Origin of the sequence: Paenibacillus sp. FSL R7-0302, from assembly GCF_038006885.1 — a bacterium.
Classification (GTDB): Bacteria; Bacillota; Bacilli; order Paenibacillales; family Paenibacillaceae; genus Paenibacillus_AQ.
Map to the genome: position 1 here is coordinate 754,003 of NZ_JBBOWB010000002.1, position 26,654 is coordinate 780,656.

Annotated in this window: 22 protein-coding genes; 16 read left to right on the plus strand and 6 right to left on the minus strand. The window is 53.2% G+C overall.

Annotated features, from left to right (window positions below; translation table 11 throughout):
* Positions 1-306 precede the first annotated feature (306 nt).
* From MKY96_RS29040 to MKY96_RS29080, 9 genes are all read left to right on the plus strand, one after another.
* Complete coding sequence (locus MKY96_RS29040; RefSeq protein ID WP_019914582.1) at positions 307-507, plus strand: cold-shock protein; 201 nt, start codon at positions 307-309, stop codon at positions 505-507.
* A gap of 91 nt (positions 508-598) precedes the next feature.
* The gene (locus tag MKY96_RS29045) at positions 599-829 is read left to right on the plus strand and encodes a cold-shock protein (protein ID WP_036699797.1); all 231 of its coding nucleotides are present in this window, start codon (positions 599-601) and stop codon (positions 827-829) included.
* A 223-nt stretch (positions 830-1,052) separates the two neighbouring features.
* Positions 1,053-2,441 (plus strand): cytochrome ubiquinol oxidase subunit I, encoded by a 1,389-nt coding sequence (locus MKY96_RS29050; protein ID WP_340945848.1) that lies wholly within the window; start codon positions 1,053-1,055, stop codon positions 2,439-2,441.
* Between the two features lie 3 nt (positions 2,442-2,444).
* Positions 2,445-3,458: a cytochrome d ubiquinol oxidase subunit II gene (gene cydB, locus MKY96_RS29055; protein ID WP_036728016.1), complete on the plus strand. Its 1,014-nt coding sequence runs from the start codon at positions 2,445-2,447 to the stop codon at positions 3,456-3,458.
* Positions 3,458-5,227, plus strand: a complete 1,770-nt coding sequence (cydD, locus tag MKY96_RS29060; protein WP_340945850.1) for a thiol reductant ABC exporter subunit CydD — start codon at positions 3,458-3,460, stop codon at positions 5,225-5,227. The genes cydB and cydD overlap by 1 nt, the downstream gene beginning before the upstream one ends.
* Complete coding sequence (cydC, locus tag MKY96_RS29065) at positions 5,224-7,026, plus strand: thiol reductant ABC exporter subunit CydC (RefSeq protein WP_340945853.1); 1,803 nt, start codon at positions 5,224-5,226, stop codon at positions 7,024-7,026. The genes cydD and cydC overlap by 4 nt, the downstream gene beginning before the upstream one ends.
* 24 nt (positions 7,027-7,050) lie before the next feature.
* Complete coding sequence (locus tag MKY96_RS29070; RefSeq protein ID WP_340945855.1) at positions 7,051-7,440, plus strand: hypothetical protein; 390 nt, start codon at positions 7,051-7,053, stop codon at positions 7,438-7,440.
* Positions 7,441-7,531: 91 nt separating this feature from the next.
* On the plus strand, positions 7,532-9,328 hold the full coding sequence (locus MKY96_RS29075; protein ID WP_340945858.1) for a M3 family oligoendopeptidase: 1,797 nt from the start codon (positions 7,532-7,534) through the stop codon (positions 9,326-9,328).
* A gap of 102 nt (positions 9,329-9,430) precedes the next feature.
* On the plus strand, positions 9,431-9,598 hold the full coding sequence (locus MKY96_RS29080) for a CxxH/CxxC protein (protein ID WP_063829067.1): 168 nt from the start codon (positions 9,431-9,433) through the stop codon (positions 9,596-9,598).
* 119 nt (positions 9,599-9,717) lie between these two features.
* Here the strand turns inward: MKY96_RS29080 and MKY96_RS29085 are convergent, their stop codons facing one another.
* On the minus strand, positions 9,718-11,130 hold the full coding sequence (locus MKY96_RS29085) for an MFS transporter (RefSeq protein WP_340945862.1): 1,413 nt from the start codon (positions 11,128-11,130) through the stop codon (positions 9,718-9,720).
* 141 nt (positions 11,131-11,271) lie between these two features.
* Between MKY96_RS29085 and MKY96_RS29090 the strand changes: the two genes are divergently transcribed.
* On the plus strand, positions 11,272-11,613 hold the full coding sequence (locus MKY96_RS29090) for an ArsR/SmtB family transcription factor (protein WP_340945865.1): 342 nt from the start codon (positions 11,272-11,274) through the stop codon (positions 11,611-11,613).
* Between the two features lie 51 nt (positions 11,614-11,664).
* Here the strand turns inward: MKY96_RS29090 and MKY96_RS29095 are convergent, their stop codons facing one another.
* Positions 11,665-13,341 carry an ABC transporter substrate-binding protein gene (locus tag MKY96_RS29095; protein ID WP_340945866.1) on the minus strand — a complete coding sequence of 559 codons (1,677 nt, stop codon included), beginning with the start codon at positions 13,339-13,341 and terminating at the stop codon, positions 11,665-11,667.
* A gap of 18 nt (positions 13,342-13,359) precedes the next feature.
* Complete coding sequence (locus MKY96_RS29100; protein WP_340945869.1) at positions 13,360-15,720, minus strand: helix-turn-helix domain-containing protein; 2,361 nt, start codon at positions 15,718-15,720, stop codon at positions 13,360-13,362.
* A 208-nt stretch (positions 15,721-15,928) separates the two neighbouring features.
* Here MKY96_RS29100 and MKY96_RS29105 point away from each other — a divergent pair, with 208 nt between their 5' ends.
* The 5 genes from MKY96_RS29105 (at position 15,929) to rlmH (ending at position 23,169) form a co-directional block, all read left to right on the plus strand.
* On the plus strand, positions 15,929-18,520 hold the full coding sequence (locus MKY96_RS29105) for an S-layer homology domain-containing protein (RefSeq protein ID WP_445671502.1): 2,592 nt from the start codon (positions 15,929-15,931) through the stop codon (positions 18,518-18,520).
* A gap of 255 nt (positions 18,521-18,775) precedes the next feature.
* On the plus strand, positions 18,776-19,183 hold the full coding sequence (locus MKY96_RS29110) for a BlaI/MecI/CopY family transcriptional regulator (protein ID WP_076161349.1): 408 nt from the start codon (positions 18,776-18,778) through the stop codon (positions 19,181-19,183).
* Complete coding sequence (locus MKY96_RS29115) at positions 19,180-21,273, plus strand: M56 family metallopeptidase (RefSeq protein WP_340945875.1); 2,094 nt, start codon at positions 19,180-19,182, stop codon at positions 21,271-21,273. Before MKY96_RS29110 ends, MKY96_RS29115 begins: the two co-directional genes overlap by 4 nt.
* Before the next feature lie 42 nt (positions 21,274-21,315).
* Complete coding sequence (locus MKY96_RS29120) at positions 21,316-22,521, plus strand: DUF4179 domain-containing protein (protein ID WP_340945876.1); 1,206 nt, start codon at positions 21,316-21,318, stop codon at positions 22,519-22,521.
* 168 nt (positions 22,522-22,689) lie between these two features.
* Positions 22,690-23,169 carry a 23S rRNA (pseudouridine(1915)-N(3))-methyltransferase RlmH gene (rlmH, locus tag MKY96_RS29125; protein ID WP_340945877.1) on the plus strand — a complete coding sequence of 160 codons (480 nt, stop codon included), beginning with the start codon at positions 22,690-22,692 and terminating at the stop codon, positions 23,167-23,169.
* A 311-nt stretch (positions 23,170-23,480) separates the two neighbouring features.
* Here rlmH and MKY96_RS34010 read toward each other — a convergent pair whose 3' ends face one another.
* Complete coding sequence (locus tag MKY96_RS34010) at positions 23,481-23,591, minus strand: recombinase family protein (RefSeq protein WP_445671510.1); 111 nt, start codon at positions 23,589-23,591, stop codon at positions 23,481-23,483.
* Between the two features lie 202 nt (positions 23,592-23,793).
* Between MKY96_RS34010 and MKY96_RS29130 the strand changes: the two genes are divergently transcribed.
* On the plus strand, positions 23,794-25,104 hold the full coding sequence (locus MKY96_RS29130; protein WP_340945879.1) for an amino acid permease: 1,311 nt from the start codon (positions 23,794-23,796) through the stop codon (positions 25,102-25,104).
* A 4-nt stretch (positions 25,105-25,108) separates the two neighbouring features.
* Here MKY96_RS29130 and MKY96_RS29135 read toward each other — a convergent pair whose 3' ends face one another.
* Together MKY96_RS29135 and MKY96_RS29140 are read right to left on the minus strand one after the other, a co-directional pair.
* A complete protein-coding gene (locus MKY96_RS29135; RefSeq protein WP_340945881.1) occupies positions 25,109-25,882 on the minus strand; it encodes a YqcI/YcgG family protein in 774 nt (257 codons plus the stop codon).
* Between the two features lie 92 nt (positions 25,883-25,974).
* On the minus strand, positions 25,975-26,601 hold the full coding sequence (locus MKY96_RS29140) for a LysE family transporter (RefSeq protein WP_340945883.1): 627 nt from the start codon (positions 26,599-26,601) through the stop codon (positions 25,975-25,977).
* Positions 26,602-26,654: the final 53 nt, after the last annotated feature.

Here is a 26,654-nt window from a genome sequence, read left to right on the forward strand (position 1 = left end):
GGGCTGTTTCAAGAATAAATAAATGGGGTAATTGGTAGCATTGGGTATAAATATTACAATTTAATATGACTGGTAGCCCTTACATTGGGAAGTAGTCCTTATAAGGGAAAAAACGGAGGAATTAGGATAGAACAGCTTGCCTTTGTTATTAAGGTGTGGTAACATGAAATTATTCTTACATTGATACCTTATTCTCGCATTGAAAAGGGCTGTCAACCAAAGCTACAACCTTTCTCAATGTGTGAATTTTTTCTTTGTCTGAAGATAAAAAGAACATATTAATTTAAATTTGTGGAGGTAACACACATGCAAACAGGTACAGTTAAATGGTTCAACGCAGAAAAAGGATTCGGTTTCATCGAAGTTGAAGGCGGAAGCGACGTATTCGTTCACTTCAGCGCAATCACTGGCGACGGCTTCAAAACTTTGGACGAAGGCCAACGCGTTGAATTCAACGTTGTTCAAGGCAACCGCGGACCACAAGCCGAAAACGTTGTAAAACTGTAATTAATAGAAGGTACCGTCCCCGCTTGTGAAAGTTGGGACGGTCTTTTTTTATCATTACTTGCTTGCAACATAAAGGAAGGGAGGAACGGCAATGAACTACCGGAAAAAGCCTTTGGAGGAAGTACCGGAAGAAAATACCGCAATTTGGGCCTGTACCAATGAGGATTGCAATGGATGGATGAGGGATAATTTCGCATTTGAACATGCGCCTTCCTGCCGTCTCTGTCATTCCCCAATGGTTCGTAGCATGAAGATGCTGCCGCAATTGCTTAATTCAAATGGCGATCTCAAATCGCTTAAGAAAGGTATTTCCATTACCTAGACCAATACCTTTATGAGTCAAGACAACTATATATGCAGGGCACCTTCAAGACGGTGAAACCGTCTTATTTTTTTTGCTTTTAAATGCAAAATTGTGATATTTGTCACAAATTTATTGTTTTTTATGCCTAAACGGGGCGTATAATGTGATAATTATCACACTTTGAGTGATAGAAATTTGACAAAATAGACATAACGAAATGGGGAGAAGGAAGGGGAGAAATATGGATACAGTACTGCTGTCGCGTATACAATTTGCGTCGACGACAATTTTTCATTATTTCTTTGTGCCAGTATCGATCGGACTTGCGCTCATAATTGCCATTATGGAGACCATGTACGTAAGAAAGGGCAATGAAGAGTACAAAAGAATGGCGCAATTCTGGGGGAAGCTATTCCTGATTAACTTCGCAGTAGGTGTAGTAACAGGGATCTTGCAGGAGTTCCAGTTCGGGATGAACTGGTCGGATTATTCGCGCTTCGTCGGTGATGTGTTCGGGGCTCCGCTTGCGATTGAAGCCTTGTTGGCCTTCTTCCTGGAGTCCACGTTCATCGGAATCTGGATCTTCGGCTGGGATAAGGTATCCAAGCGGATTCATCTGTTATCCATCTGGCTGGTTGCCTTCGGAACGATGCTGTCGGCATTCTGGATTCTGCTGGCTAACTCGTTCATGCAGCATCCGGTCGGCTTCCAGATTAGCAATGGCCGGGCTGAGATGAATGACATCTTCGCACTGATTACAAATGGCCAGCTGCTGGTCGAATTTCCGCATACAGTGCTTGCCGCCTACGCTACAGGCGCCTTCCTGGTAACAGGGATCAGTGCTTACAAATTGCTTAAGAAGCAGGACGTTGCTTTTTTCCGGAAATCATTCGAGATTGCAGCCATTGTAGGGGTTATTTCTTCCTTCGGCGTTGCTGTTGCAGGACATGCACAGGCTCAATATCTGGTAGAGACACAGCCAATGAAGATGGCTGCATCCGAAGCGCTGTGGGGTGAGAGCGGCGACCCGGCACCTTGGGCGGTATTTGCCAATATCGATGTGAAGAACCAGACCAACAGCAATGAAGTTCAGGTTCCGTATCTGCTGAGCTTTCTGTCCTACAGTAAATTCTCCGGTGATGTGAAGGGGATGCTGGAGCTGCAGAAGGAGTATGAAGTAGCCTACGGACCAGGAGATTATATTCCGCCGGTCAAAACAACCTTCTGGAGCTTCCGGATCATGGTTGCTGCCGGCACGCTGATGATGCTGTTCGGGGTATATGCTATCTACCTCATGTGGCGTAAAAAGATGGACAGACCCAATACCTGGTTCATGCGCTTCATGTTCTGGGGACTGCTGCTTCCGCCGATTGCCAACACGGCCGGCTGGATTATGACAGAGATCGGGCGTCAGCCATGGACTGTATTCGGACTTATGACTACAGAAGACAGTGTATCACCTAATATTACGAGCGGACAGGTGCTGTTCTCGGTGATTTCTTTTACCGCGATCTATGCCATATTGGGTGCAGTGCTGGTCGGCCTGTTCGTCAAAGTGATCAAAAAAGGTCCTTATGCTATGGATAACGAACACGGTGAATCCCACGATCCGTATAACAAGGAGGGCTAACCCATGTCACTTAATGAATTATGGTTTCTGCTGATTGCGGTGCTGTTCGTCGGGTTCTTCTTCCTGGAAGGCTTCGACTTCGGTGTAGGGATGGAGACGCAGATTCTGGCTAAGAATGATACGGAGCGACGGATACTGATCAATTCGATCGGGCCGTTCTGGGATGCGAATGAAGTATGGCTGATTACGGGTGCCGGTGCAATGTTCGCGGCCTTCCCGCATTGGTATGCTACGCTGTTCAGCGGCTTCTATATTCCGTTTGTATTTGCTCTCCTGGCGTTGATCGCCCGTGGTGTCGCCTTCGAATTCAGAGGCAAGCGCGATTCCAAGGCTTGGCAGAAAACATGGGATGTCTGCATCTTCTTCGGCAGCTTCCTGCCGCCGTTCCTGCTCGCCGTGGTATTCGCCAGCTTCATCAAGGGTTTGCCGATCGACAAGGATATGCAGATGTATGCCGGATTCTTCGATATCGTCAATGCGTATACGGTGGTTGCAGGGATTACGGTTGTCCTGCTGTGTCTGGTACACGGGCTGATGTTCACTACGCTCCGCACGCTTGGAGATCTGCAGGAACGGGCGCGTAAGCTGGCCCAGAAGCTGCTGATTCCACTGGCGGCGCTCTTGGTAGCCTTCGTTGTGATGACATATACTATGACGGATATCTTCGATAAACGCGGAACGCTGCTGTGGATTGTAGTTGTTCTCGCTGTAGCCGCTTATCTGCTGGCCGGATATTTCATGACTAAGAAGAAGGACGGCTATGCCTTCGGGATGACCGGCGCTGTGATGGCGCTGTCTGTTGCATCGATCTTCATCGGACTGTTCCCGCGGGTGATGATCAGCTCGCTGGATCAGGCGTTCAACCTGACGATTACGAATGCGGCCTCCGGCCAATATTCGCTGAAGGTGATGACGATTGTAGCGCTGACCCTGCTGCCGTTCGTGCTGGGCTATCAGATCTGGAGTTATTTCATCTTCCACAAACGGGTTCATGAGAAGGAGCATCTTGAATACTAATGGATAAAAATTTGCTTGGGTACAAAGGAGTTAAGCCTGTCTTTCTGCTGGTTGGCTTCCTGACCCTGGTGCAAAGCTTCTCCATTCTTCTGCTGGCGAAGTCGCTGGCAGAAGCTGTCTCTGCGCTGTTTGCGGGAGAACCGCTGAAGGAACAAGGGGCTAGAGCGCTCTTGTTCCTTCTTGCGTTTCTTGTACGCCATGCCTGCGCTCTGCTGATGAGCCGGGTGTCGTACCGCTTCGCAGAAGCGACCGGCAGCAGCATGCGGAGACAGATGATGGACAAGCTGTTCCAGCTGGGACCAAGGCTGGCTGGCGACCGGGGGACCGGAAATATGGTCACATTAGTGCTTGAAGGAGTAACGAAGTTCCGAACGTACCTGGAGCTGATTATTCCGCGTATGGTCGGTATGGCGGTCACACCCGCTCTGCTGCTTATCTATGTATTCACCCTGGATACGTCCAGCGGTGTCATTCTTACCTTAACGATGCCGATCATTATTGTATTCATGATCCTGATCGGGATGACGGCCCGCAAGCAGATGGACCGTCAGCTGAAGTCCTACCGTACCTTATCGAATCACTTCGTGGATTCGCTACGCGGTCTGGAGACGCTGAAATTTCTTGGACGCAGCCGCAGCCACAGTGAGAGTATTGCCAAGGTCAGTGACCGCTACCGTTCAGCAACCATGCGTACGCTGCGAGTCGCCTTCCTGTCATCGTTCGCACTGGACTTCTTCACTATGCTGTCTGTCGCTTCGGTGGCGGTAAGCCTCGGTCTGCGTCTGGTTAATGAGCAGATGACGCTGGTTACCGGACTAACGATCCTGATTCTCGCGCCGGAATATTTCCTGCCGGTGCGGCTGGTGGGTGCAGATTTCCATGCCACACTGGACGGCAAGGAAGCCGGAGAAGCGATGAAGAGCATCATTGACCGTGAGACGGTCCAGGCGAAGCTGCTGGAGCCGGGTGGGCAGAAGGAGATGACAGGCCTGGGCGGAGCTTGGTCCGGCGACTTTTTCACGTGGAACAATAACAGCCACCTGAAGCTTGAAGGGGTTGGCGTGACCTATGAAGCGGATGGAGTGCCGTCCCTTGAAGCTGTTCATCTTGAATTCAGCGGTTATCGCAAGATTGGCATTATCGGAGAGAGCGGGGCAGGGAAGTCTACGCTTGTAGATATTCTGGGCGGCTTCCTTCATCCGACCTCTGGAACCCTTACGATCAATGGAAGCCGTGTCAGCGCGCTGACGGATGAGGGGTGGCGGAAGCAGACGGCTTATATTCCGCAGCGCCCGTATATCTTCAGCGGCACGCTGGCTGATAATGTCCGGTTCTATTATCCAGAGGCTTCTCAGGAGGCTGTAGCTGCCGCGCTGGAGTCGGCAGGTTTATCGAAGCTGGTATCCTCGCTGCCGGAGGGATTGAACGAAATGATCGGCGGCGGCGGCCGCTCACTCAGCGGCGGACAGGAGCAGCGTGTGGCTCTGGCCCGCGCTCTGCTGAGCAGCCGCCCGATCATGCTGCTGGATGAGCCGACGGCCCATCTGGACATTGAGACGGAATATGAGCTGAAGGAGACGATGCTGCCGTTATTCGAAGGCAAGCTGGTATTCCTGGCTACACACCGCCTGCATTGGATGATCGACATGGATCTGATTGTCGTTATGCAGCAGGGACGGGTGGCTGAAATAGGCACACACGACGAGCTGACTGCGCGGAAGGGTGCTTATTATGAGCTTATTCAAAGTCAATTGGAGGGAATCCATTGAAACGTGAAGGATGGTTTGCTCCCTATTACTCTGCCTACTTCTGGCGGTTCGTGTTAATTATCTTGCTGGGCGCACTGACGATCTTCTCAGCGTCTTCGTTGATGTACACCTCAGGCTTCCTGATCTCGAAGGCCTCGATTCCGCCGGAAAATATACTGATGATCTATGTCCCCATTGTTGGTGTGCGTACCTTCGGGACCAGCCGGGCTGTCATTCACTATGTGGAACGGCTGGTGGGACATGACACGATTCTGCGCATTCTGTCGAAGATGCGGGTCCGGCTGTACCATATGCTGGAGCCGCAGGCACTGTTCTTATCCACACGCTTCCGTACCGGGGATATTCTCGGTATGCTTGCCGATGATATCGAATATTTGCAGAATGTGTATCTGCGTACGGTCTTTCCGGGTATTATCGCGCTCTTGATCTATGCAGCGGCGATGATTGCGCTCGGGACGTTTGATGTGGCCTTTGCTCTGCTTATGGGACTCTATATGCTGGTGCTGGTTGTCGTATTGCCGCTGATCTCCCTCCTGCTGACCCAGAAGCGTCAGCGTCAGGTGAAGCAGGAGCGCAACCGGCTGTATCAAAAGCTGACAGATGCTGTGCTTGGCTTAAGCGACTGGGTCATCAGCGGGCGGCAGAGCCAGTTCGTCGATACGTACGAAGCAGACGAGCAGGCGGTTGCCCGCGTAGACGGTTCGCTGCGGCGCTGGGCACGGCTGCGTATGTTCATCGGGCAGGCTGTTGTCGGCCTGGCCGTGTTGTCCTTGTTATACTGGGCGGCTGGACAGTATGCTGAAGGGACGATTGCCGGAACGCTGATTGCGGCGTTCGTGCTGGTTGTCTTCCCGGTAGCGGATGCCTTCCTGCCCGTATCCGAGGCTGTGGAGAAAATTCCGCAATACCGGAATTCACTGGAGCGGCTGGAGGGCGTGGAAGCCGCAGCGGGAGATGCGCCGCTTAGCACGGGAACTGCTGCTGGGAGTGCGGGAGCGGAAGCTCAGGCTGACGCTGCGATGCAGGCGGCTAAGGCCAGCGGACAGGTTGAGATTGAACTGAAGTCGGCGGGCTACCGCTATGCGGCAGGTGACGACTTCTCTGTTCAGGGGTTGGACCTTGCGCTGCCGCAGGGGCGGAAGGTTGCAGTTATCGGCCGCAGCGGAGCGGGTAAATCGACGCTGCTCAAGCTGGTGCAGGGTGTGATAGCGCCCACCATCGGCTCTGTGACGATTAACGGTATCGATGCTGCGGCTTACGGTGAGCGGATTCCGCAGCTCATCGCGGTGCTGAACCAGAGCCCGCATCTGTTCGACACCACGGTGGCGAACAATATCCGGCTCGGGGACCCGGGGGCTTCAGAGGCAGCGGTCCAGCAGGCGGCAGCCCTGGCGAAGCTGGATACGCTAATCTCTTCGCTGCCGGAGGGCTATGATACTCCGGTACGCGAGGCGGGGCAGCGCTTCTCCGGCGGAGAGCGCCAGCGCATGGCCCTGGCCCGTATTCTGCTGCAGAATACGCCGGTAGTCGTGCTGGACGAGCCCACGGTTGGCCTCGACCCGCGCACGGAGCGCGAGCTGCTGGCCACGATGTTCGAGGCAATGGCCGGCAAGACGCTGATCTGGGTCACGCATCATCTGGTGGGTGCCGAGCAGATGGACGAGGTCATCTTCATGGAGAACGGCCAAGTGGAGATGCGCGGCACCCATGCCGAGCTGATGGAGCAGCAGCCGCGTTACCGCAAGCTCTATGAACTGGACCGGCCGGGTCAATATCTGAATGGGGCAGATGGTGTGTAGAGGCTAGGATTAGAGCCGAGGTAAGTGTGTGAGTACAAAGGTAAAAGCTCTTCCTGTCCCGCTGGGGGCAGGAAGAGCTTTTTTGCACGTGCGCCCAATGTAATCGGAAAACCGATCACATTGGGCGAGTGCTGGGTGTTGGGGCGGGATGTAATCGGAAAACCGACCACATTGGGCGAGTGCCGGGTGTGCGGGCGGGATGTAATCGGAAAACCGACCACATTGGGCGAGTGCTGGGTGTTCGGGCCGGGTGTAATCGGAAAACCGATCACATTGGGCGAGTGCTGGGTGTTGGGGCGGGATGTAATCGGAAAACCGATCACATTGGGCGAGTGCTGGGTGTTGGGGCCGGGTGTATGCGAAAAAAGGTGCCTGGCTGTGGATGGGAGACGTTCAGGAATTAAGGTATACTGAAATGGATGATCCTGTCAGGATCAAGTAGAACGGGGTGGAAGCATGTGATAACGGAGGGCTCCTGCGATTATAAATAAGGAGAGATTAATCAATGGAATCAACAACATGCGAATTAACATGGAATCTGGACCGGATCTATCCCTCGTTCGAGTCGGAGGGATTTCAGCATGACCGCCGGCAGGTGGAGAGACTTGCCGGGGAGCTGAACACATGGTCGGCCTCGCAGCCCGTTAGCGGGCAGGCTCCTGCCGAACTGATGGAAGAGTTCCTTAAACAATATAATGCGTATCAACAGCTATATTTGCGTCTGTTCAGCTACGCGGAGCTGCGGTTCAGTGCGGACAGCCAGTGTGAGGAAGCTGTGAATCTGATGGACGAGCTGGAAGAGGTGACCAGCGGGGCGCAGGAAGCCCTGGTCCGCTTCAGCAAATGGCTGGCAGGTGTAAGTGCGGATGAACTGGAGCAGAGTCTCCGCTCCAGCGCTTATCTGGAGCAGCATAGCTTCTATCTGCGCGGATTACAGGGTAAATCGCAGCATATGCTCAGCGCGGAAGGCGAGGCAGTAATTGCCCGGATGCAGCGCACCGGCTCCAAGGCTTGGGAGCGGCTGTACATGCAGACGCTGTCTACACTGCGGACCGATCTGGAGCTGGCCGGAGTGACCCGCAGTGTGACGCTGGCGGAGCTGCGGAATCTGGTCTACGATCCCGATCCTGCGGTACGGCAGGCGGCGGCTGAAGCAGAGCATGAGGCTTGCCGCAGTGTAGCGGAGCAGAGTGCTGCCTGTATCAATGCTGTCTCCGGTGAGGCGGCAGCCATCTATGAGTTAAGGGGCTATGCTTCCCCGCTGCATAAGGTGCTGGAAGCAGCGCGGATGGATCAGGAGACGCTGGAGGTGATGCTTCAGGCCATCCGGGAGAGCCTGCCGGTCTTCCGGCAGTATTATGCTGAGAAGGCTGGGCGGCTGGGGCATGCGGGGAGACAGCTGCCGTTCTGGGATGTTTTTGCGCCCACCGGCACTGAATCCTCAGTCCGCGTAACCTATGCTGAGGCCCAGGCGATGATTATCGCGGGGTTCAGCGGGTTCAGCCCCGAGCTGGGCGGGTTCGCCCGCAAGGTGTTCGGGCAGCGCTGGATCGATGCCGAGCCGCGCAGCGGGAAGGGCAATTTCGGGATGTGTGTCGATATCGTCCCGATTGGAGAGAGCCGGATCATAACAAGCTTCCACGGCCAATATATAGATGTGAGTGTGCTGGCCCACGAGATTGGGCATGCGTACCATAGCAGCCGTCTCGCGGGACATACAATGGTTAACACGGAGTATCCGGTGCCGATTGCGGAGACGGCGTCGATTTTTTGCGAGAGTCTGATCCATGTTGAACTCTTGAACTCGCTGCCTGCGGAGGAAGCGGATGCGATCCTGGAACGTAGTCTTTCGGATGCGGGGTATTATATTGTCGATTTCTATGCCAGGTACTGCTTCGAGAGCGCACTGTATGCCCGCCGGTTATCCGGTCCCCTCCCATTAGAGGAGCTGAATGCATTGATGCTGGAGTCGATGGCCGCGACTTATGGGGACAGTGTGCTGCCCGGGTCCATTCATCCTTACCAGTGGATTAGCAAGGCCGGGTATTATATGGCAGGCAATGAGTTCCTGAACTTCCCGTATTCCTTCGGGCTGTTGTTCTCTAAGGGGCTGTATGCGCAGTACCAAAAGCAGGGGCAGGCGTTCGTAAGCCGTTATGAACAGTTCCTCTCAGCGACCAGTACCCGGAGCATTGCAGACGCTGCGAAGCTGATGGATATTGATGTGCATTCTCTGAATTTCTGGCAGGAGGCACTCGGATTTATTGCCGGGGATGTCCGGAAGTTTACGGGGCGGGAATAAGGGCGCGTTTTGCGCTGCGGGAGGTTCCTTTTTGCAGGGAAGTGTGGTAGAACAGTAGTATAAGTCTACGCCGCAGCGGCACAGAAAGGGATGCTTGATTGAATGTATGTAGTCTGTAAGGAACACGTAGAGCTGGCCATCGACAAATTTGTGGACGAGTACGAGGATGCACCAGATGTAGTCGATCTGAAGGAGACGGAGTTCTCGGACTGGGACCCGCCGGCGAAATGTGCGGAATGTGAACGAAATGCGGAATATCTAGTCGTCTGAGGACGGCTGGAATAAGAAACACCCTGTGGCTGTGAAGGCTGCAGGGTGTTTTGGCGTGTGGGCGTATGTGCGAGTGTGCGAGTGGTACAGTTGCGGATCTAGCATTACCTAAAATGGATCTAGCAGTCTGCGGCTTTCGCCATCTCGGACAGCGGTCCGCGCCCACTGCCCCGCAGGTAGATGAAGGCAGAGCCAATCGCCACGATTGCCGCAACCGACAAACCCCAGTAGATGTTGGAGTAAGCGGCTTGAAGCGGCAGGCTGCGCTGCCATTCCAGAGCGCTGGCGGCCATCGCTACACTGAAGGCACCGCTGAAGAACTGCAGCAGCTGGAAGAGCCCCATCCCGGAGCCGATCTGCGAAGCAGGCAGGATACGCGAGATTTCATTCGACACACTGCTCGACAGTACAGTGAAGGACAGGCTCATGATCATATAGACGAGCATAACGGCGATCCAGGATTGTCCGGCGAATAGGGCGAACAATACGGTGGCGGCCAGAACCAGCAGCGGTGCGAAGCGCAGGATTCCGGTATTGCCGTAACGGTCAATCATCCGTCCGACCAGGCGGGAGACGAAGATAGCCAGCAGCGAGCCCGGGAAGATCACAAGCCCGGCATGGCTGGCACTGAAGCCGAAGCGGTGAGTCAGAATCTGCGGCAGCAGGAACAGGGTAGCGAAGCTGCACAGGTAAGAGGCAACCCCGATCAGCGCCAGTACCAGATATGGCCGGTTGCTGAACAGCGCGGGCAGCACGAATGGATCAGGAGTCGTGCGGATGCGCCCTACGAATAAGGCAATCGCGGCGATGCCGGCGATCAGCGCGATCCACAGTCCGCTGGTCAGGAACAGCAGCAGACCGGTGGTACCCACGCCGAGGAAGATCCCGCCCAGAACGTCGAATGAGCCGCGAGCCGGAACTTCCTTGGGCAGCAGGATCAGGAACAGCGGCACCAGCAGCAGAATGGCAGCAGTGACCGCGAACAGCCAGGTCCAGCCGAGGTATTCAACAATGGAGCCGCCGGCTACCGGACCCAGACCGAGTCCCAGAGAGACGGCCGACATGATCGTCGCCATGGCTTTGCCGCGCCGGGCCTGCGGAATGTAGCGCGTGAACAGGACAAGGGACAGTGACATCACGGCGCCTGCACCCGAGGCTTGCAGAATACGCACAATCAGCAGGAAAATGAAGCTGGTGCTGAAGAATCCGGCCACAGCTGCAAGCCCTAAGGTGAGCAGCCCGATAACCAGCAGCCGGCGGATCGGCAGGAAGTCCGAGAGCCGGCTGTATGTGATTGAGGCAATAGAGAACATGATGGAATACCCGGTTACAATCCAGGAGGCGGACGCTGCGGTGATGCCGAAGGTCTCGGTTACATCAGGCAGGGCCAAATTGAACATCGCTGTGTTCATAATCACGAGGACGACAGCAACGCTGAATAGCAGAGTTAACAGTCCTTCCCGTGGAAGAGCCGCTTGCGGAGCAGCCATTGAATGCTCTTGATCGCCCTCAGAAGCAGGTGATGAGGTCATGAGAAAGCCACTCCTTCATTCTTTTATTGTATTGTTCGATTACTTACGAACTATTGAAATATAGCATGCGCTAATGTAAAATGCAATTAGGAAATAATCGTGAAAAGAAGTACTATTATATACTCTGAAGGAGTCTTATTCATGAAGCAGCTCCATCATCCGGAACGCAAGGACATTCAGCTCGCCTCGGTGCTCTATGCGCTTAGCGACCCGGTCCGTCTATATGTAGTGTCGGAGATCTGCAACCACGGCCCGCAGTCCTGCAACAGCTTCAAGGTGCCGATTGCCAAGTCCACGCTGACCCACCATGCCCGGACGCTGCGCGAAGCGGGTGTCATTCATACCCGGGTGCAGGGTACCCAGCGTATTCTGTCCCTGCGGACGGAAGATCTGGACGAGCGGTTCCCCGGGCTGCTGGATTCTGTATTGCAGGCTTACGTCAGTCCTGGCCCGGATGAGGGATTCGGGGAGCCGGAAGAATAGATGTGGAGCAGATTAATGAAGTAATCTACACCTGGTGAGCAACAGAGGAGACTATGGTCTCGCCTCTTGCCCACCTTTTTGATGTGGATCAAGCTTCTTATAGGACTCATTTGCTTCCGCCAGTACCTCCGCTCCGCCCGCCGCCAGGAACTCCTCCACGAACTCCCCGAATTCCTCCAGCGGACGCTCCCCGGTGATGAAGGCAATATACGCCTGGTCTCTTAGGTTAATAAGCCCAGGGCTGTTCCTGATCAGAGAGGGCGTAGCCACCTCCAAGGCATTATAGATGCCGTCGTGATCCAGCCCCAGGGTTGCCGCCCACTGCTCGCTCCGGCCGGCAGGAAGAATGGGCAGGGTCATGCCGATCCCCGCGCCGATCGTATTCTGGTAGCTGAACTTATGGTTATACGGCGGCAGCAGGATGATATCCTTCTTGTCCGTTCCGGCCCAGTCCCAGTGTGTCCCCTGAATACCGTACTGCAGAGATGCCGCTTCATCGGGGTCAGGATTTGCGCTGACGTAGTCCAGCAGCTGGAGGATCTTCTCCAGCTTGCCCGGCTCCTGGGTAGCATCCGCGCCAATGGCGGTGAAGCTCATCAGCATATCGTAGGCTTTGGAGCCGCGCCTGCCGTCCGGACCGCTGAAGGGCCGCCCGAAAGCGATCTTGGCCTGCGGATGCTTGGCGGTTAACTCCTTGACGTTAAACGTTGCTTCTACCGGAACCAGCCTCGCTGCCTTCTGGTCATCCAGTCTCCAGTCCGTATAATCCCCTGCCTGTGTCCAATGATAATAATTGCCCATGGAGGTCATGCCGATTCGCCCGTTAATGAAGGCATGCGACAGATGCTTGTAGCCTCCGCTATTCTCCCCGGTGATGAACTCGGGATCGATGACCCCGTCCCGGTACCATTTACGGAGATAACGCAGCGCTTCCTGCATGTCCGGCTCCAGAGCGCCAATGACCAGCCCCTGATCCTTCCGGCTGAAGTAGAGCTGATCCGTGAAGACCATCTGTCCGAATGCGCCGAAGACCACATTCATGCCCTCCTGCGACAAGCCGTAGGTGTCCCGGATCCCGTTGCCGTCCGGGTCCTCGTTCGTAGCCGCATAGATGAATTTCTCGAAATCGGCCAGGGTGTCCGGCACCTTAAGGCCGAGCTTGTCCAGCCAATCCTGCCGGTAGACCACGGGGACCCGATAGATATTGGTAGGATTAATGACCGGAATGCCGTAATAGGCCCCGTTAATGCGGCCATATTGCTGATAGGCAGGTGCATTCTCGCGGATAGCCTTAAGGATATTGGGAGCGTAGGTGTTCAGCATATCCTCGGGAATAGGGGCGAGCACGCCCTGCTGCTGGTACTTCAGCAGATCCTGGGTCTGCCTGACCCGGAACAGGTCGGGAATGCTGCCTTGCACCAGCTTCAGGTCGAGCAGGGATTCGTATTTGTTGTTCGGCAGATTCCAGAACTCCAGATCTACCTTGAACTTCTGCTCCAGCTCCCGCACGATCACTGCATCCTCCGCAACAGGCAGATTCTGATGCATGGTCCAGGAGATTTTGAGCTTCGGGGCAGAGGCAGCGGGAACAGCAGAATCAGCAGAATCAGAAGCGGAAACGGCGGCATCCTGCAGCCCTTGTCCAGGCGCGGATGAGAGGGAAGCTGGCTGCCCGCTGCAGCCGCAGATCAGCCCCAGGAGGGGCAAGAGCATTAATCTTTTATACATATACATAAGGCCCCCTCCTTATCCCATGCTAATCCCCGCCTGCGGCGGCAGTGTATTCACGGTTCGCAGATAATTCCCCGGCGTACAGCCGTAGATCTCCTTGAAGCGCTTGATGAAGTACGGAGTCGTTCCATAACCGACCGTACCGGCAATCTGTTCGATCGACATGTTATTGTTCTCAATCAGCCGCCGGGCCTCTTCCATCCGTATGCCGGTGATATAGTCGGTGTAAGTGATCCCCAGCTCTTCCTTGAACAGCTTGCTTAGATACTTGGGACTAATGAAGACCTTGGCGGATACGGCATCCAGCGATAGATCCTCGGACAAATGCTCCCCGATATAGGCCTTGGCCGCTTCAATGGCCGAGAGTGCGCGGTCACTGTTCCGCTTCTGTGTCTCCATAATGAAGGTGCCGATAGAGGCCGCGAACCACTCCTGCAGCTGCCGGATATCCGGCAGGGCAATATATTCGTTATACAGATCCAGAGGCCCGTGGGCGGAAGGGGTGTAGCGGATGCTTTTCAGATAATCCGAGTACATAAATACGGTGTTCGCCAGCACGAAGTGGCAATAATCCGCCGGGTAGCTGCCTTCCCGCATGACGGCTATGAGCTGTTCCAGCGCGGCCAGAGTCTCATCCAGCTGCCGGGTCTGCAGCTTATCCTTGAACCTCATCAGCACAGGCTGCGGAATCTCGTCAAGACTCTGCTCCTTCTTCAGCAGCTCCCGGTCCTTCAAGATCCTGCTCTCCGGCAGAAAATATGCATACTTCATTAAAGTCTGCGCTTCAGCGTAGCTGGTGTGGAGAAGGCTGATGGCATCCACCCAGCAGCCCTGCGAGAGCTGAATATCCAGCTGGAACTGCTGCTCCGCCGCTGCTGTAATCCGGTCCGAGAGCTGTTCGAGCAGCGTCCCGGAGGCTTCGTGCGCGCTGATAATGACAACTGTCTGCTTGTCCGGTAGCTCCTCGGTCAGAATGCGGCTTCCGTGAAGCCGGATTGCCTCAAGCGTCCCAGTCATCCCGCTTATTGCTGCCTGCAAGCCGCTTAGACTCATGCGGGCGTAGGCTCCACGGGTGTTGAGGAGCAGGCAGCAGTAATAACGGTGCTCCGGAGAGAGTCCCAGGAATTGGGGATCTACGGTTACGCTGCCTTGGGCAGGGCTGTCCTGAAGGAGATTCAGGATCATATTCTGCCGGATATGCGGACTGCTGGCCTCAAGCGTTCCCTCCAGTGTGGTCACTTTGTCGTTCAGGCGGATGAAAGCGGAGTCAATAATTCCGAATTCGTTAAGGGCTTGTCCTGGAAGTTCAGGTACCCCTGGCCCCGGGCTGTAGAGGTCCTTAATAGTGCGAAGCAGCCGCTTAAGCGGACTGTAATTCAATTTGGCCAGAATGCCGGACAGACAGATTCCTACCAATAGAGCAAGCAGACACAGGGAGAGGATGACCCTCTGGACAACGAGCCATTTCTCATAGAACAGGTTCGCCGGAGCCGCACTGAAGAGCTTCCACCCGGTGGTCGGCAGGTCCTGATAGGAAATGACGTAGGTACTGCCCCCGATCTCCTGGCTCATGTTCCCGGATGTTTCAGGAGAGGCTAGGGCATTCGAGATACTGGCAGCATAAGTATCGGCCTGAGCCGCAGCATCCGGATTCGATCCGGCCACGATTCCCCCGGAGGGCATAGCAATGAAGCTGCTCTGATAGCGGGCAGGCATCATATTCTGCAGGATGGCGCGCAAAGCGCTCTCCTTCAGATCAATGGCAATCAGCAGCTCACTGGCTGCCCCGGGAGATTGGAATGGATAGCTGTGCACATAGGTGATCAGCTGGCTGCCGCTGCCGCCGGGGATGCTGGAGACGATATCGTCCGGCACGAACCGGGCCTCCGTCCAGAGGCTGTTACGGGAATTAAGGTTCATGCCGTTCACCCAATCCATCCAGTAGGCGGCACCCGCCTGCTGGTCCGCACGGAATTTCAGCCCATACAGCGAGGACAGCAGGAGATGCTGCCTGGGAGCATACAGATGTACAGCTTGAATCAGGTCCGAATGATTGGATACCTGCATGTTCAGCGACTCCTGGAGACTGCTTACCTTGCTGAGATTCGCTGGAAGTGAAGCATCAGGCAGCATACGGAGCGCAGCCCGCTGGTTCAGGGAGACTTCCAGATAGATCTGCTGCACCCGCTGAAGCACGGAAGCTTCAAGGGTACGGGCGGTATTGTCAAGGATGAGCCGGTTGCGGCCCTGAAGCTCTTCCTTATAATGGTTCGAGAAATACAGATAGAAGGCAGAGCAGAGTAAGAGGACAATGACTAACACAACTGAGATGTATGAAGCGGCAAGGGCGGCAAAGGCAGAGTTCCATTTTCGCAAGATGTATTCTCCTCCCAGGCGGATTATACACTAGCCCCTCACAGATCTGTTCGGGATTCATGTTAAATCAATGTTAAATGGCCGGAAAAAAGCTGAATTGTTCCCAAAATCATAGAATTGCGAAATTGTGTTATTGAGCGGCGGTGGAGGCAGGTGCTATATTGAGTCCGATTCAGGCAATCAAAATAACAGGATAGGGGCTGACACATTGAACTTGAAGTCGAAAAGAAAGCTGTTGTCTGTTACGGCAGGTCTGGTACTCCTCACGAATTCGATCGCGGTACATCCTGCAGAGGCGGCCACGGGTCATTCATTAACCGGGCTGCCGGCTGCTCCGGCATGGGGACATTTCGTAGATACTTATAAGAATAACACACCTGTGAATACGGCGGTGTATTCCAACCCCTCGATCGGTGTTCTCTCCGGCTTCCTGGATCTGTGGACACCGGGCGCCACCTGGGATACCGGGAAGATGAAGAATCCCGATGTACTGAATTATAACATTCAATATGTGGCGGATCTGTCTAAGACCCGAACTCCGGCAGAGGAGGAGGCCGCGTATTACGATGACCGGCGGAATCAGACTTATGGAGCGGCTGACGGCCTTGGACCGTTGTCTGAGGTGTACCGTTCGATGTCAGGAACCTTCACGACCATTAACAGCATCCCTGATGATGCCACTTCCGTGAAATATAGTGACGGCAATGACAGTAACAAGGCAGGCGATTCCAATTCCAGCTTGGGCAAAATGGTGGACCTGATCGGGATTGTCCGCGGCAATTATGCTTCAACGAGTCAGGCCAAGAATTTCTACAGCTACATGCGTCCTTTCCGCTGGAAGGATATCTCCGTCATTGTGCCGACGCTGGTGCCGGCGAGAAGCAGTACGCCTGCCACAGACGGCGGCTTCCCGAGCGGACATACCAACGCTTCCTATCTGGCAGCCCTGGCTCTGGCGTATTCTGTACCTGAGCGCTTCCAGGAGCTGATGGCCCGGGCCTCGGAGATGGGCAACAACCGGGTTGTCGCCGGGATGCACTCGCCGCTGGATGTTATGGGCGGACGGGTGACGGCCATGGCCTTCGCAGCAGGAGCGCTCAATGACCCGGATAATGCGGCATTGAAGCAGGCGGCCTATACTCAGGCTCATGAAGTGCTGCTTACACAGACGGGTACCGCAGAAGACCGGTTCACGGATTATGCGAAGAATAAGGCCCAGTATACCCAGCGGCTGACCTATGGCTTCCCGCAGATTCACTCCACGACTGAGCCTGCCGTTGCTCCTAAGGGAGCGGAGGTCTTGCTGGAGACCCGCCTGCCTTACCTGACTGCGGATCAGCGTAGAGCAGTTCTCGTAACAACGGCACTCCCTTCCGGTTATCCGCTGCTTAATGATCCCGAAGGCTGGGGACGATTGAACCTGTTCGCCGCTGCTGACGGGTACGGTGCATTCGCTGAGCATGTGACGGTAGCGATGGACGCTGCGAAGGGCGGCTTCCACGCCGCAGACCGCTGGCGCAATGATATCTCCGGGATGGGCGGACTGACCAAGGAGGGTACAGGCACGCTGAAGCTGGCGGGCAACAATACGTACTCCGGCGGTACTGAGGTGAACGCAGGTGTCCTGGAAGGCGACTCGGCAACAGCCTTCGGCAAAGGGAATGTGACGAATACCGGCGGCTCTGTAGTTGAGAACGTCTACGGTAAAATAGTGATTGGCGGCAGCTTCACCCAGGCCTCCGAAGGTACGCTTGTACTGAGCCTTACCGGAGCAGACGATGTCCTTGAGATTAAGGGTGAGGTGAAGGCTGACGGGAAGCTGAAGGTGAACTTCGCGAACAGCTACGTTCCAGGTAGCGGCCTGATTCCGCTCATTACACATGGCGTCAACCAGCGCAGCGGGCAGTTCGCTTCTGTGCAGGTTGAAGGATTGCCAAGCAAATATAACACCCAGGTAGTATACCTGAGCGATCATATTGCGCTTAGTATTACAGATACGACAAGCGGCGGGAATCCTGGTTCCGGCGGTGGAACTGGCGGCGGAACGCCGGGTACTCCGGCTGGAAATACCGGAACAGTACCAGGCACCACTGGCACCACTCCAGGGAATGGCAGCACTACTCCGGCTGAACCGGGGAAACAGCCACAGGGCGGAGTTGATCCGTTCCAATCCGGAGTGGTCAGCAGAGAAGCGGTGTACAAGACCGTGACTGAAGCTATTGCAGCCACGAAGAATCAGAGCATCAGCTTCAAGGATACCGCAGACCACTGGGGCAGCAGCACCATCGCTACAGCCGTGAAGCTGCAGATTATCAGCGGCTATGCAGACGGCTCCTTCCGGCCGGATGCGCCGGTGACCAGAGCCGAATTCTCGGCGATGATCGCCCGTTCCTTCGGGCTAGGCACTACATCAGCGGTCTCTAAATTTGGAGATACAGCCTCCAATTGGGCGGCAGGCTATATCGGTGTCTTGGCAGACAAAGGCATCGTAACCGGCTACTCGGACGGCAGCTTCAAGCCGGGCGCGACCATTACCCGCGCTGAGATGGTCACAATCATTGGCCGTGTGCTTGATCTCGGCGTGCTCCAGACCGGCACTCCGGTGAGCTTCAAGGATGTCAGCAGCAGCTACTGGGCGGCTGACGCCATCCGCCAGGCTGCTTCGGCCAATCTGGTGAAGGGCATCTCTGCTTCAGCGTTCGCTCCAAAGAATCAGGCTACCCGTGCCGAAGCGGTGGCTGTGATCATCCGCGCGCTGGAGAGCGACAGCTCGGTTAAGGCTTTGATTGCGGGGTTGTAAGCGGCAGGGTTGTTAGCTGCAAGTGAGTGACAGGAGTAAGTAAGTTCTTATGAATAGGATGCAGGAAGTACAAGCCGCTGGCTTGTGCTTTTTGCTATGGTTACGGCTACTTAGCCACTTCGGGTGTCGTTTCGCGTGCTTTCATCACAATGTGGGCATATTTGACAAATTAAATCTACAAGTGTAATGTATAGAACAGAGCTTGTATTTACACTTGTAGATCGAATGCCTTCGCCACGGAATGGAGCTGTTATGATGAGTACAACCCCGAAGATTTCGGAAGCTGAATGGGAAATTATGAAGATTATCTGGGAGCATCATCCGCTCACCTCGGAACAAATCACCCGGCTCCTGCCTGCATCTGTGGAATGGAGCGAGCAGACGGTGCGCACCTTCGTCACCCGGCTGCTTAAGAAGAACGCGATAGCATATGAGAAATCCGGCCGGAGCTATCTCTATTATCCGCTGGTGTCAGAGAATGAGTGTGTCCGGGCCGAGAGCCGCTCCTTCCTGAAGCGCGTATTCGGCGGGGCCACCCAGTTAATGGTGACCAGCTTCCTGGAGGATGTCGAGCTGTCCAAGCAGGAGATTGAACAACTCGAACAGCTGCTGAGGGAGAAGAAGTCGCAGGGCACCAGCGGCAACTCAGGTAAGCAGGAATGAATATGGTCTACGGATGGTTTGCCGGTATCGCAGAACAGACACTCGCGGCAAGCATGGTGATTCTGGCTGTGTTGTTCATTCAATATGTTCTGCGGAGATTCATCAACGCCCGGGTGCGTTACCTCCTGTGGCTGCTTGTTATCGCCCGGCTGTTATTGCCTGCTGTACCGGACAGCCCTGTCAGCATGTTGCATATTCTTGGCAATAGTAAGCACTTCTTAACAACTGTCCTGGACAAGGGGCCGGGCACTGGAGCTTCTAAGGGTGATTATCAGGAGCTTCCGCCTGGAGAGGGAGCTAAGACTACATATCCGGCGAATAGTAACGTCCTGAATGAAACGGGACAGACAGGCCCAATCGAACAGAACGATGAATCGGCAGCCGTTAACCGCAGCTCTGCGGGGGCCGCAGGCTATCCGCTCTGGATGAAGATAGGCACCGTGATCTGGCTGCTGGGCGCTATGCTTATGCTGCTGAATGGACTCCTGTACATAAGGCGGATGCACCGCGAACGCAGACAGCTTAGACGGGTGAATGCCCCGGAGATTCTTAAGGTGGTTCTTGCCACCAGACGCCAGTTTGGAATAAGGAGAGCGATACCTATCTATACCGGAGGTTCCGCTAACAACCCATATCTGTCAGGACTCCTGCGTCCATGGATCTTTGTCCCGGAGCAAGCTCTGCGGGAACTGGATGCTTCCCGGCTGCGGCACATCCTCGCGCATGAGCTTGCCCACTACAAGCGGAGGGATATGCTGTGGAACCTGCTAGGGAGCCTAGCCGCAACGATACATTGGTTCAATCCCCTGATGTGGCTGGCGATCCGGCGGATGAAGATCGATAGGGAGGTTGCGTGCGACGCCTATGTGCTGGAGGTATTGGGAGAAGAGGAGGCAATTGATTACGGGCTTACTCTGGTAGAGTTCCTGAAGCGCTTTTCAAGAGTCCGGGAGAGGCGGGAGCAGCTCTATTTCTTCAATCCGCAGCAGCGGCAACAGATCAGAAGAAGAATCAGTATGATTCAATCTTTCCGAAAAGGCTCCTACCGCATCTCCGCAACCGCTGTAGTTCTGGTAGCTCTGCTCAGCGTCGTGACGCTTACAGGTGTCTCTAGAGAAGCTGGTGACTCTGCTGTCACGGAACCTGAGGCTAATTCCGCTGGTACTCATGCAGAAGGCGTTGCTGTGGGGGAACGCGTAGATACGGCAACGGAGCAAGGGGAGACTCTGGTGCCGTTAACGAGCATAGATGCACAACAGACGGAGTATGCCATCAGGCATAATCTTCTGGTGCCGATGAATGTGGAGATTGAACAAGACGGTTACCAGGTCACAGTGACGGGCTTCATGGCAGACAAGAACCAATTCCTTATCTTCTATACTGCGAAAGTGGACGGCGGTAGGTCACTATTCTCCAGTGATCCTCGTTTTGTAGAATGCATCATTACGGATGGTATTACTGGCAAGGTGATTAACGGCCGGACCCAGGCGCTAGTCAGCAGCAGCAGCCCGGAGCCGCATATTGCATATGCGGTTGCCAGACTTAAGTTCGCGACTCCTTTGACGGACCTGCCCTCAAAGATTAAGGTGGAGTTCCATTTGCGCACACTGGCAGCCAATGAGTCCAACATTCAGGAGTCTCCGGCACTCCAGACAACCTTTGATGTGAGGGCAAATTACTGGAAGCAAGAGACGCATACAATCACATCGCCAGAAACGCTTAATGTAGGCGGACACAAGATCAGAGTGAAATTACAATTGACACCCTTAACAACCATAGCCACTTTTTATTCAGATGAACCTTTGTTTAAGAATAAGGAATTTATTAAATCATTCCATGAGAAGTACGGTTCTCCCTTCCTGTGGTGGAGCAAGACTGGAACGGGAGACTATAGGCAGCAGCCAGGCACTTCATCAATTACGTTTACAGACTATGAAATGAAGATGGTTACAGAAAGCTATTATTTGTTGGATAAGTTGCAATCTCTGCGGCTGGATTTCATGAAGAGTCCGGCGAAACCTACTGGAATGAATGATCTTGAGCATACATACCAGATGACCTTTGATGTCCCCGGACAGGATCAGAGCTGATCCGGATGAAACAACCAACTTGTATTGAAGGAGAGTGTAACAATGATTAGAATGAAGCGGAATGAACTGGAGATCTCACATGCGGCGCAGATGCAGCCTATACAGGAGCAAAAGCAAGGGTCAGCGCCAGATAAACGGCGGTCCTCCAGGACCGGGCTATCTACCGCCATCGTCGCAGTCATGACAACCGCAGCGCTGGTGCTTAGCCCTTTTGCCGTGACAGGTCAAGCTTTGGCCGCCTCGGCAACCGCCGCGAAACCGTCGGCAGCGCTTGCCCCCTTTGTAAATCCCGAGATTCAGGGTTATCGACAGGTTGAGTATGCCATTAAGCACAATCTGGTACAGCCGCTGAACACGGTGGTCAAAAAAGACGGTTACCAGTTGACGGTAAACGGTTTTATCGCAGACAAATATGAGCTGATCATCCTTTTTACAGCCCAAGCCGACAGTAAGAGAGCATTCGTGTTCATGCCGCCAAAGGGTCATAGTCTCCAATTGTCCGATGCGGTTACAGGCAAGGTCATCAGTGGCAAGAAATTCAATGATGCTCTAGTCATAGGCACAAGTCCGGCAAAGAAAGATCATATTCTATATGGAATTGCTAAAATCCCGTTAAGCAGTCCATTGACCACGCCGCCCAAAAAAGTAGCTGCTGAGTTTCAGCTAGGCACCTTAACCGCCATTGAGCTGAATCAGTTAAAGGCGCTGGATGCTAAAATGCTCGCTACCGCCGAAAAGGCCCATGCGGACGACCCGGACCAGACCTCATCGTTCAGCTACAGTCCTGAACTGCTAAAGAAGTATAACACGCTCAAGTCCAACGTGAAGTATAGCCCTGTGCTGAAGGTGGCTTTTGATATCAATCCCAAGGTCTGGAAGCAGGAGACCCGGACACTGATGCCGGAGGAAACCATTGATGTGGCAGGGCATAAGATCAAAGTGAAGCTGGAATTGACACCGTTCACGACGGTAACCACACTATCCTCAGACGAAGCTTTGTTTAAAAACAGAGAGTTTATGGAGACCTTCTATATGGAATATAATCCATCGCTATTGGTCAAGAACGGAACCGGTGATTATAAATCGCAAGAGGGAGCTTCTGCCTATACCTATGCAGACCATGAGATGAGAATCGTGTCGGAAAGCTACTTCTTCTTGAATAAGCCGCAGTCGCTTCGCCTGGATTTCACCAATATGAAAGACCGTAAGATTACACAGCAGTTAGTTGTTGATTTGTCTAAGCAATAATTGCAGGTATTGCAGGTTATACGAAGTGTCTTAGGGCCATCCGTGAAGGATGGCTCTTCTTTTGGCGTTACAGGGTGTGTGCGGGGAATGTCTCCTTAGCAGGGCATGTTATGGACAGGGATGTGATAAAATACAGGGACATGACAAGATCAGACCGATGGAGGAACTATGTTAATTCAACTGATAAGCGTAGGCAAATTGAAGGAAAAGTATCTGACGCTCGGCATCGCAGAATATGCCAAACGGCTCACGCCCTACCTCAGGTTCCAGATGATTGAGGTGGCGGATGAGAAGGCCCCTGATAACCTCAGCGACGCAGAGGTTATTCAGGTGAAGGTGCGCGAGGGTGAGCGTATCCTCGCGCAGATTAAGAGCGAGGCGCATGTCATTGCGCTCGCGATCGACGGCAAGCTCTGGAGCTCCGAGGAGCTTGCCGCCGAGATCGACCGGCTCGGCACCTACGGGACGAGCCATGTCGTCTTCGTCATCGGAGGCAGCCACGGGCTCTCCGATGACGTCATGCGCCGCGCCCAGCAGCGCATGAGCTTCGGCCGCATGACGCTGCCCCACCAGCTCATGCGCCTGGTGCTGGTGGAGCAGATTTACCGGGCGGTGAAGATCAATCGGGGGGAACCGTATCATAAGTAGGGCGAAATTTAGGGGCAGCCTATAACACTGGGGATATTAAAGATATGACCCTCGGGGATATTCTGGTGGAAGGAAACACCATCCGAATTAAGAATGTTTATGAGAACCCTCTTCACAAATTAAAATTGCTTTTGACCAAACACCTGTTGGGGGAGAAGTATGTTCAGTATCACCATGACGTTATTTTTAATTCGATGATAGAGAAAATAGCTCGAAATTTGAAGGAACTGTCTAAGGATTAGTTATCTTTCAAACGATTAAGTGCAGGAGCGTCTTGCGCCTCCTCTAGTTTGGCGATTCTGGCCTTTGAACTAGTGCTGAACTTGCTTCCATAACTCTTCTGTTATGATCGCTTCATGGGTTCCGGTTACAAGCTTTTTTTGAGGGCCATTCGTAGTATTGAATTTTTCAAATGTAGTTATAGTTTTTCAAGATTCCACGAACTTACCCTGTTTACTACGCTCACGCATTCCGAGACTTACGTTCTGAGAGATTTGTACCCTTTTAAGTTGCGCTGTCGCACCCATCATTTGCAGCACAGACTTTCCCATCGTTCTATTGCGGAATAGAATAACACTGCGAAGCACATAGTAACAGCAGAAACAGAGGGAGGGATTATAGATTTTGGGTACTCCAACAGGTAAATTACCCTGGTGGCAGTTAACTTTATTTGGTGTTGGCTGCACGATTGGCACCGGTTTCTTTCTGGGTTCCAGCATCGCTATCCGAAAAAGCGGATTATTGGTGTTGGTTATTTTTGTGTTAGCCGCTATAGCAGCTTTATTCGTTTATGAAGCCTTGGGTCAAATGACGATGCAGAATCCTCAAAAGGGATCTTTCCGCAGTTATGCCAAAGATGCTTTTGGTAGCTGGACCGGCTTCAGTATGGGCTGGATCTATTGGTGTTCAGAGATTCTAATAATCGGGAGTTCATTGACTGCCTTGGGACTGTTCTCGCGGTTATGGTTTCCCAGTTGGCCACTTTGGAGTTTCACCGTATTCTACACAGTGCTGGGGCTGCTGGTTATTCTTCTAGGTAGCAGAGGGATTAATAAAGCGGAAAATTTATTTGCCATGATCAAAATCGCAGCTGTGCTGACGTTCATAGGGGTCGCCGTGGCCGCACTTGTGAGGGGGAAGGGAAACTGGGTTACGGTTTACAGCCTGGAAGCATGGCTGAATAAAGGATGGATAGGGGCCTGGAAAGGGCTACTCTATGCGTTCTATGCTTTTGGAGGCATTGAGGTGATGGGCTTTATGGCGGCGGATCTACGTAATCCGAAAGAAGCTCCAAAAGCAGGAAGATTTATGCTGTTAGGGGTGACCATACTATATGTATTGTCTATAGGGCTTGCGCTGCTATTCGTCAGTCCTGAGAAAGTAACTCCTGCCCAAAGCTCAATAATTGCTGCACTTGTAGCGATGGGCCTACCCATCCTTGTGTATGTGCTAAATGGAGTAATGATAGTGGCCGGATTCTCAATCCTCGTTGCATCATTGTACGCGGTCTCAACTATGCTGGTAGCCTTGGCTGAGGATAAAGATGCTCCTTCCTGGCTAGCGGTGACCAAAGGGAAAAGAAAACTGCCGATCTACGCACTTGGCATTAATACGCTGGGCCTGTGCGTGACGATTGTGCTAGGCGTACTGCTGCCGAAGCAAATATTCGAGCATATCACCACAGCGGCAGGATTAGTTATTTTGTACACTTGGCTATTCATCTTAGCTTCGTACCTTAAGTTATTGAAGCCGAAGATGGGGGGATGGATCAGATCGAGTATCGCTATGGTGCTGATTATTGCTGCCGTGGCAGGTGTACTCTTAGAGAAAAGCGGTCGTCCCGGCTTCTGGTCTAGCCTTCTGCTCGTCGGTATTATTATGTTGATCACTTGGTTTAAGCAGCATCACGGGAAGAAGCGCGGACAGCTTTTTTAAGCTTTCAAGAGTGGAATTTGGTTCCTAGTCCTTTGAACTTGTTCTTCATATTCGTAAAGGGACATTTAGAGGGTGCACTTTCGTCATCGCGTAGAAAATATTGCTTCCATTCCAAATTGTTCTCCTGCCCATACCATTTAAGGGAAGGATGCGCGGGAATACTATCGTAGTCGGCGAGCTTCTTGCGGATTAGCTTCTTCATATTGCGGCCAAATGCAGTAGAATCATTAATATCTTCGAATACCCATCGAGGCTGAAAGGCAATCACAAAATAAGGAGTATGGCGGCTTCTCCGCAACTGATGTGCCGGGGTTGCACAAAAGGCGAAATATGGTTGCCCATCAAAGCAGAACTCCCAGGAAGGGTTCGAGGGGTCTGTAGAAATCTGATCCGGCCAAGGTACTGTATCTACCGCGCTGACGCGGCTCAGGACGGACCAGAACAAAGCTTCATTGTCCTCAATGGAGCGGCCCTCTGCTAAATCTTCCGGAGTTTCGAAAAAGAGAACAAGTGAAGCATATTTGCCGGTATCCCGCGAGCACTCGCCATATTGGCGAAGGAAATCGGCGACTTCCAAAGTTGATGCTTCGTTTCGTGGATCAGTTGCAAATCCAAAACGTAAATGATTAGACAAAAAACCCTGCCTTCCCGGAATACAGGGATATTTCCCTTCGGGATCTGCAATCATAGCTGTAAATTGGCGAAAAGCATCCTGTTGCCAGTCCGGTATCTCGGACATATGTTCATCCAGCCATTGCTTTGTTTTCAAATAGACCATCCTAAAACACCCTCCTCGTTACGCACAAAACATCCTATGCGCTAGAAGGGGGATGGGTGAAAGCATAGAAACACTCTTGCCAGGTGAACTTATTAGGCGAACAATTGTATAAATGCCTGATATCCGAAATACAGACCAAAGCTAAGCAAGCAAATGCCAGCCGCAAGGGAAATGAATCGAAGTACAGCAGGGCCGGTAAACTGATGGAATAAACTGGATATCATTGCCATTACCAGATCCCAGAATAAGATGCCAACAAAAATACCAATGCTATTCCACAGCACTTGATCGAACTGTTGATTCTCCATGCTTTTGGCCAGAATTGAGCCGTAAATACCTAACCAGAACAAAATGCTGAGGGGGTTCATCAGTGCCATCAGAAATCCAGAATGAAAGGCGCTGATGCTTGTCTGTTCACCGCGCAAGGCGGTTTGGGAAGCGGTATTCATGTTTTTTAAGGTGTCAATCCCGGTATAAAGAAGAACAAAGCTGCCGAAAGTCCACAGGAAGGTTTTCATGAATGGGGTATTAAGGAAGTGCGCTAGTCCAAAGTAGATGAGCAGCATGTATACTAAATCTGCACACATGGCGCCCAGTCCGATCATCCAGGATTGCAAGAATCCCATCCGCGCTCCCCGATCGAGCTGGGCTACATTGATGGGGCCCATAGGTGCAGATAAAGAAATCCCTAGCACTATATAGGTTAAAAAGCTATTCATGGACATCGCTCCTTGAATGAGAAGTATCTTGTACAAGTCATTCTATTCAAAAA

Coding starts and splice junctions, on each gene's coding strand:
- MKY96_RS29040 (WP_019914582.1), top strand. CDS start 307: ATGCAAACAGGTACAGTTAAATGGTTCAACGCAGAAAAAGGATTCGGT.
- MKY96_RS29045 (WP_036699797.1), top strand. CDS start 599: ATGAACTACCGGAAAAAGCCTTTGGAGGAAGTACCGGAAGAAAATACC.
- MKY96_RS29050 (WP_340945848.1), top strand. CDS start 1,053: ATGGATACAGTACTGCTGTCGCGTATACAATTTGCGTCGACGACAATT.
- cydB (WP_036728016.1), top strand. CDS start 2,445: ATGTCACTTAATGAATTATGGTTTCTGCTGATTGCGGTGCTGTTCGTC.
- cydD (WP_340945850.1), top strand. CDS start 3,458: ATGGATAAAAATTTGCTTGGGTACAAAGGAGTTAAGCCTGTCTTTCTG.
- MKY96_RS29075 (WP_340945858.1), top strand. CDS start 7,532: ATGGAATCAACAACATGCGAATTAACATGGAATCTGGACCGGATCTAT.
- MKY96_RS29080 (WP_063829067.1), top strand. CDS start 9,431: ATGTATGTAGTCTGTAAGGAACACGTAGAGCTGGCCATCGACAAATTT.
- MKY96_RS29085 (WP_340945862.1), bottom strand. CDS start 11,130: ATGACCTCATCACCTGCTTCTGAGGGCGATCAAGAGCATTCAATGGCT.
- MKY96_RS29090 (WP_340945865.1), top strand. CDS start 11,272: ATGAAGCAGCTCCATCATCCGGAACGCAAGGACATTCAGCTCGCCTCG.
- MKY96_RS29095 (WP_340945866.1), bottom strand. CDS start 13,341: ATGTATAAAAGATTAATGCTCTTGCCCCTCCTGGGGCTGATCTGCGGC.
- MKY96_RS29110 (WP_076161349.1), top strand. CDS start 18,776: ATGAGTACAACCCCGAAGATTTCGGAAGCTGAATGGGAAATTATGAAG.
- MKY96_RS29115 (WP_340945875.1), top strand. CDS start 19,180: ATGAATATGGTCTACGGATGGTTTGCCGGTATCGCAGAACAGACACTC.
- MKY96_RS29120 (WP_340945876.1), top strand. CDS start 21,316: ATGATTAGAATGAAGCGGAATGAACTGGAGATCTCACATGCGGCGCAG.
- rlmH (WP_340945877.1), top strand. CDS start 22,690: ATGTTAATTCAACTGATAAGCGTAGGCAAATTGAAGGAAAAGTATCTG.
- MKY96_RS29135 (WP_340945881.1), bottom strand. CDS start 25,882: ATGGTCTATTTGAAAACAAAGCAATGGCTGGATGAACATATGTCCGAG.
- MKY96_RS29140 (WP_340945883.1), bottom strand. CDS start 26,601: ATGAATAGCTTTTTAACCTATATAGTGCTAGGGATTTCTTTATCTGCA.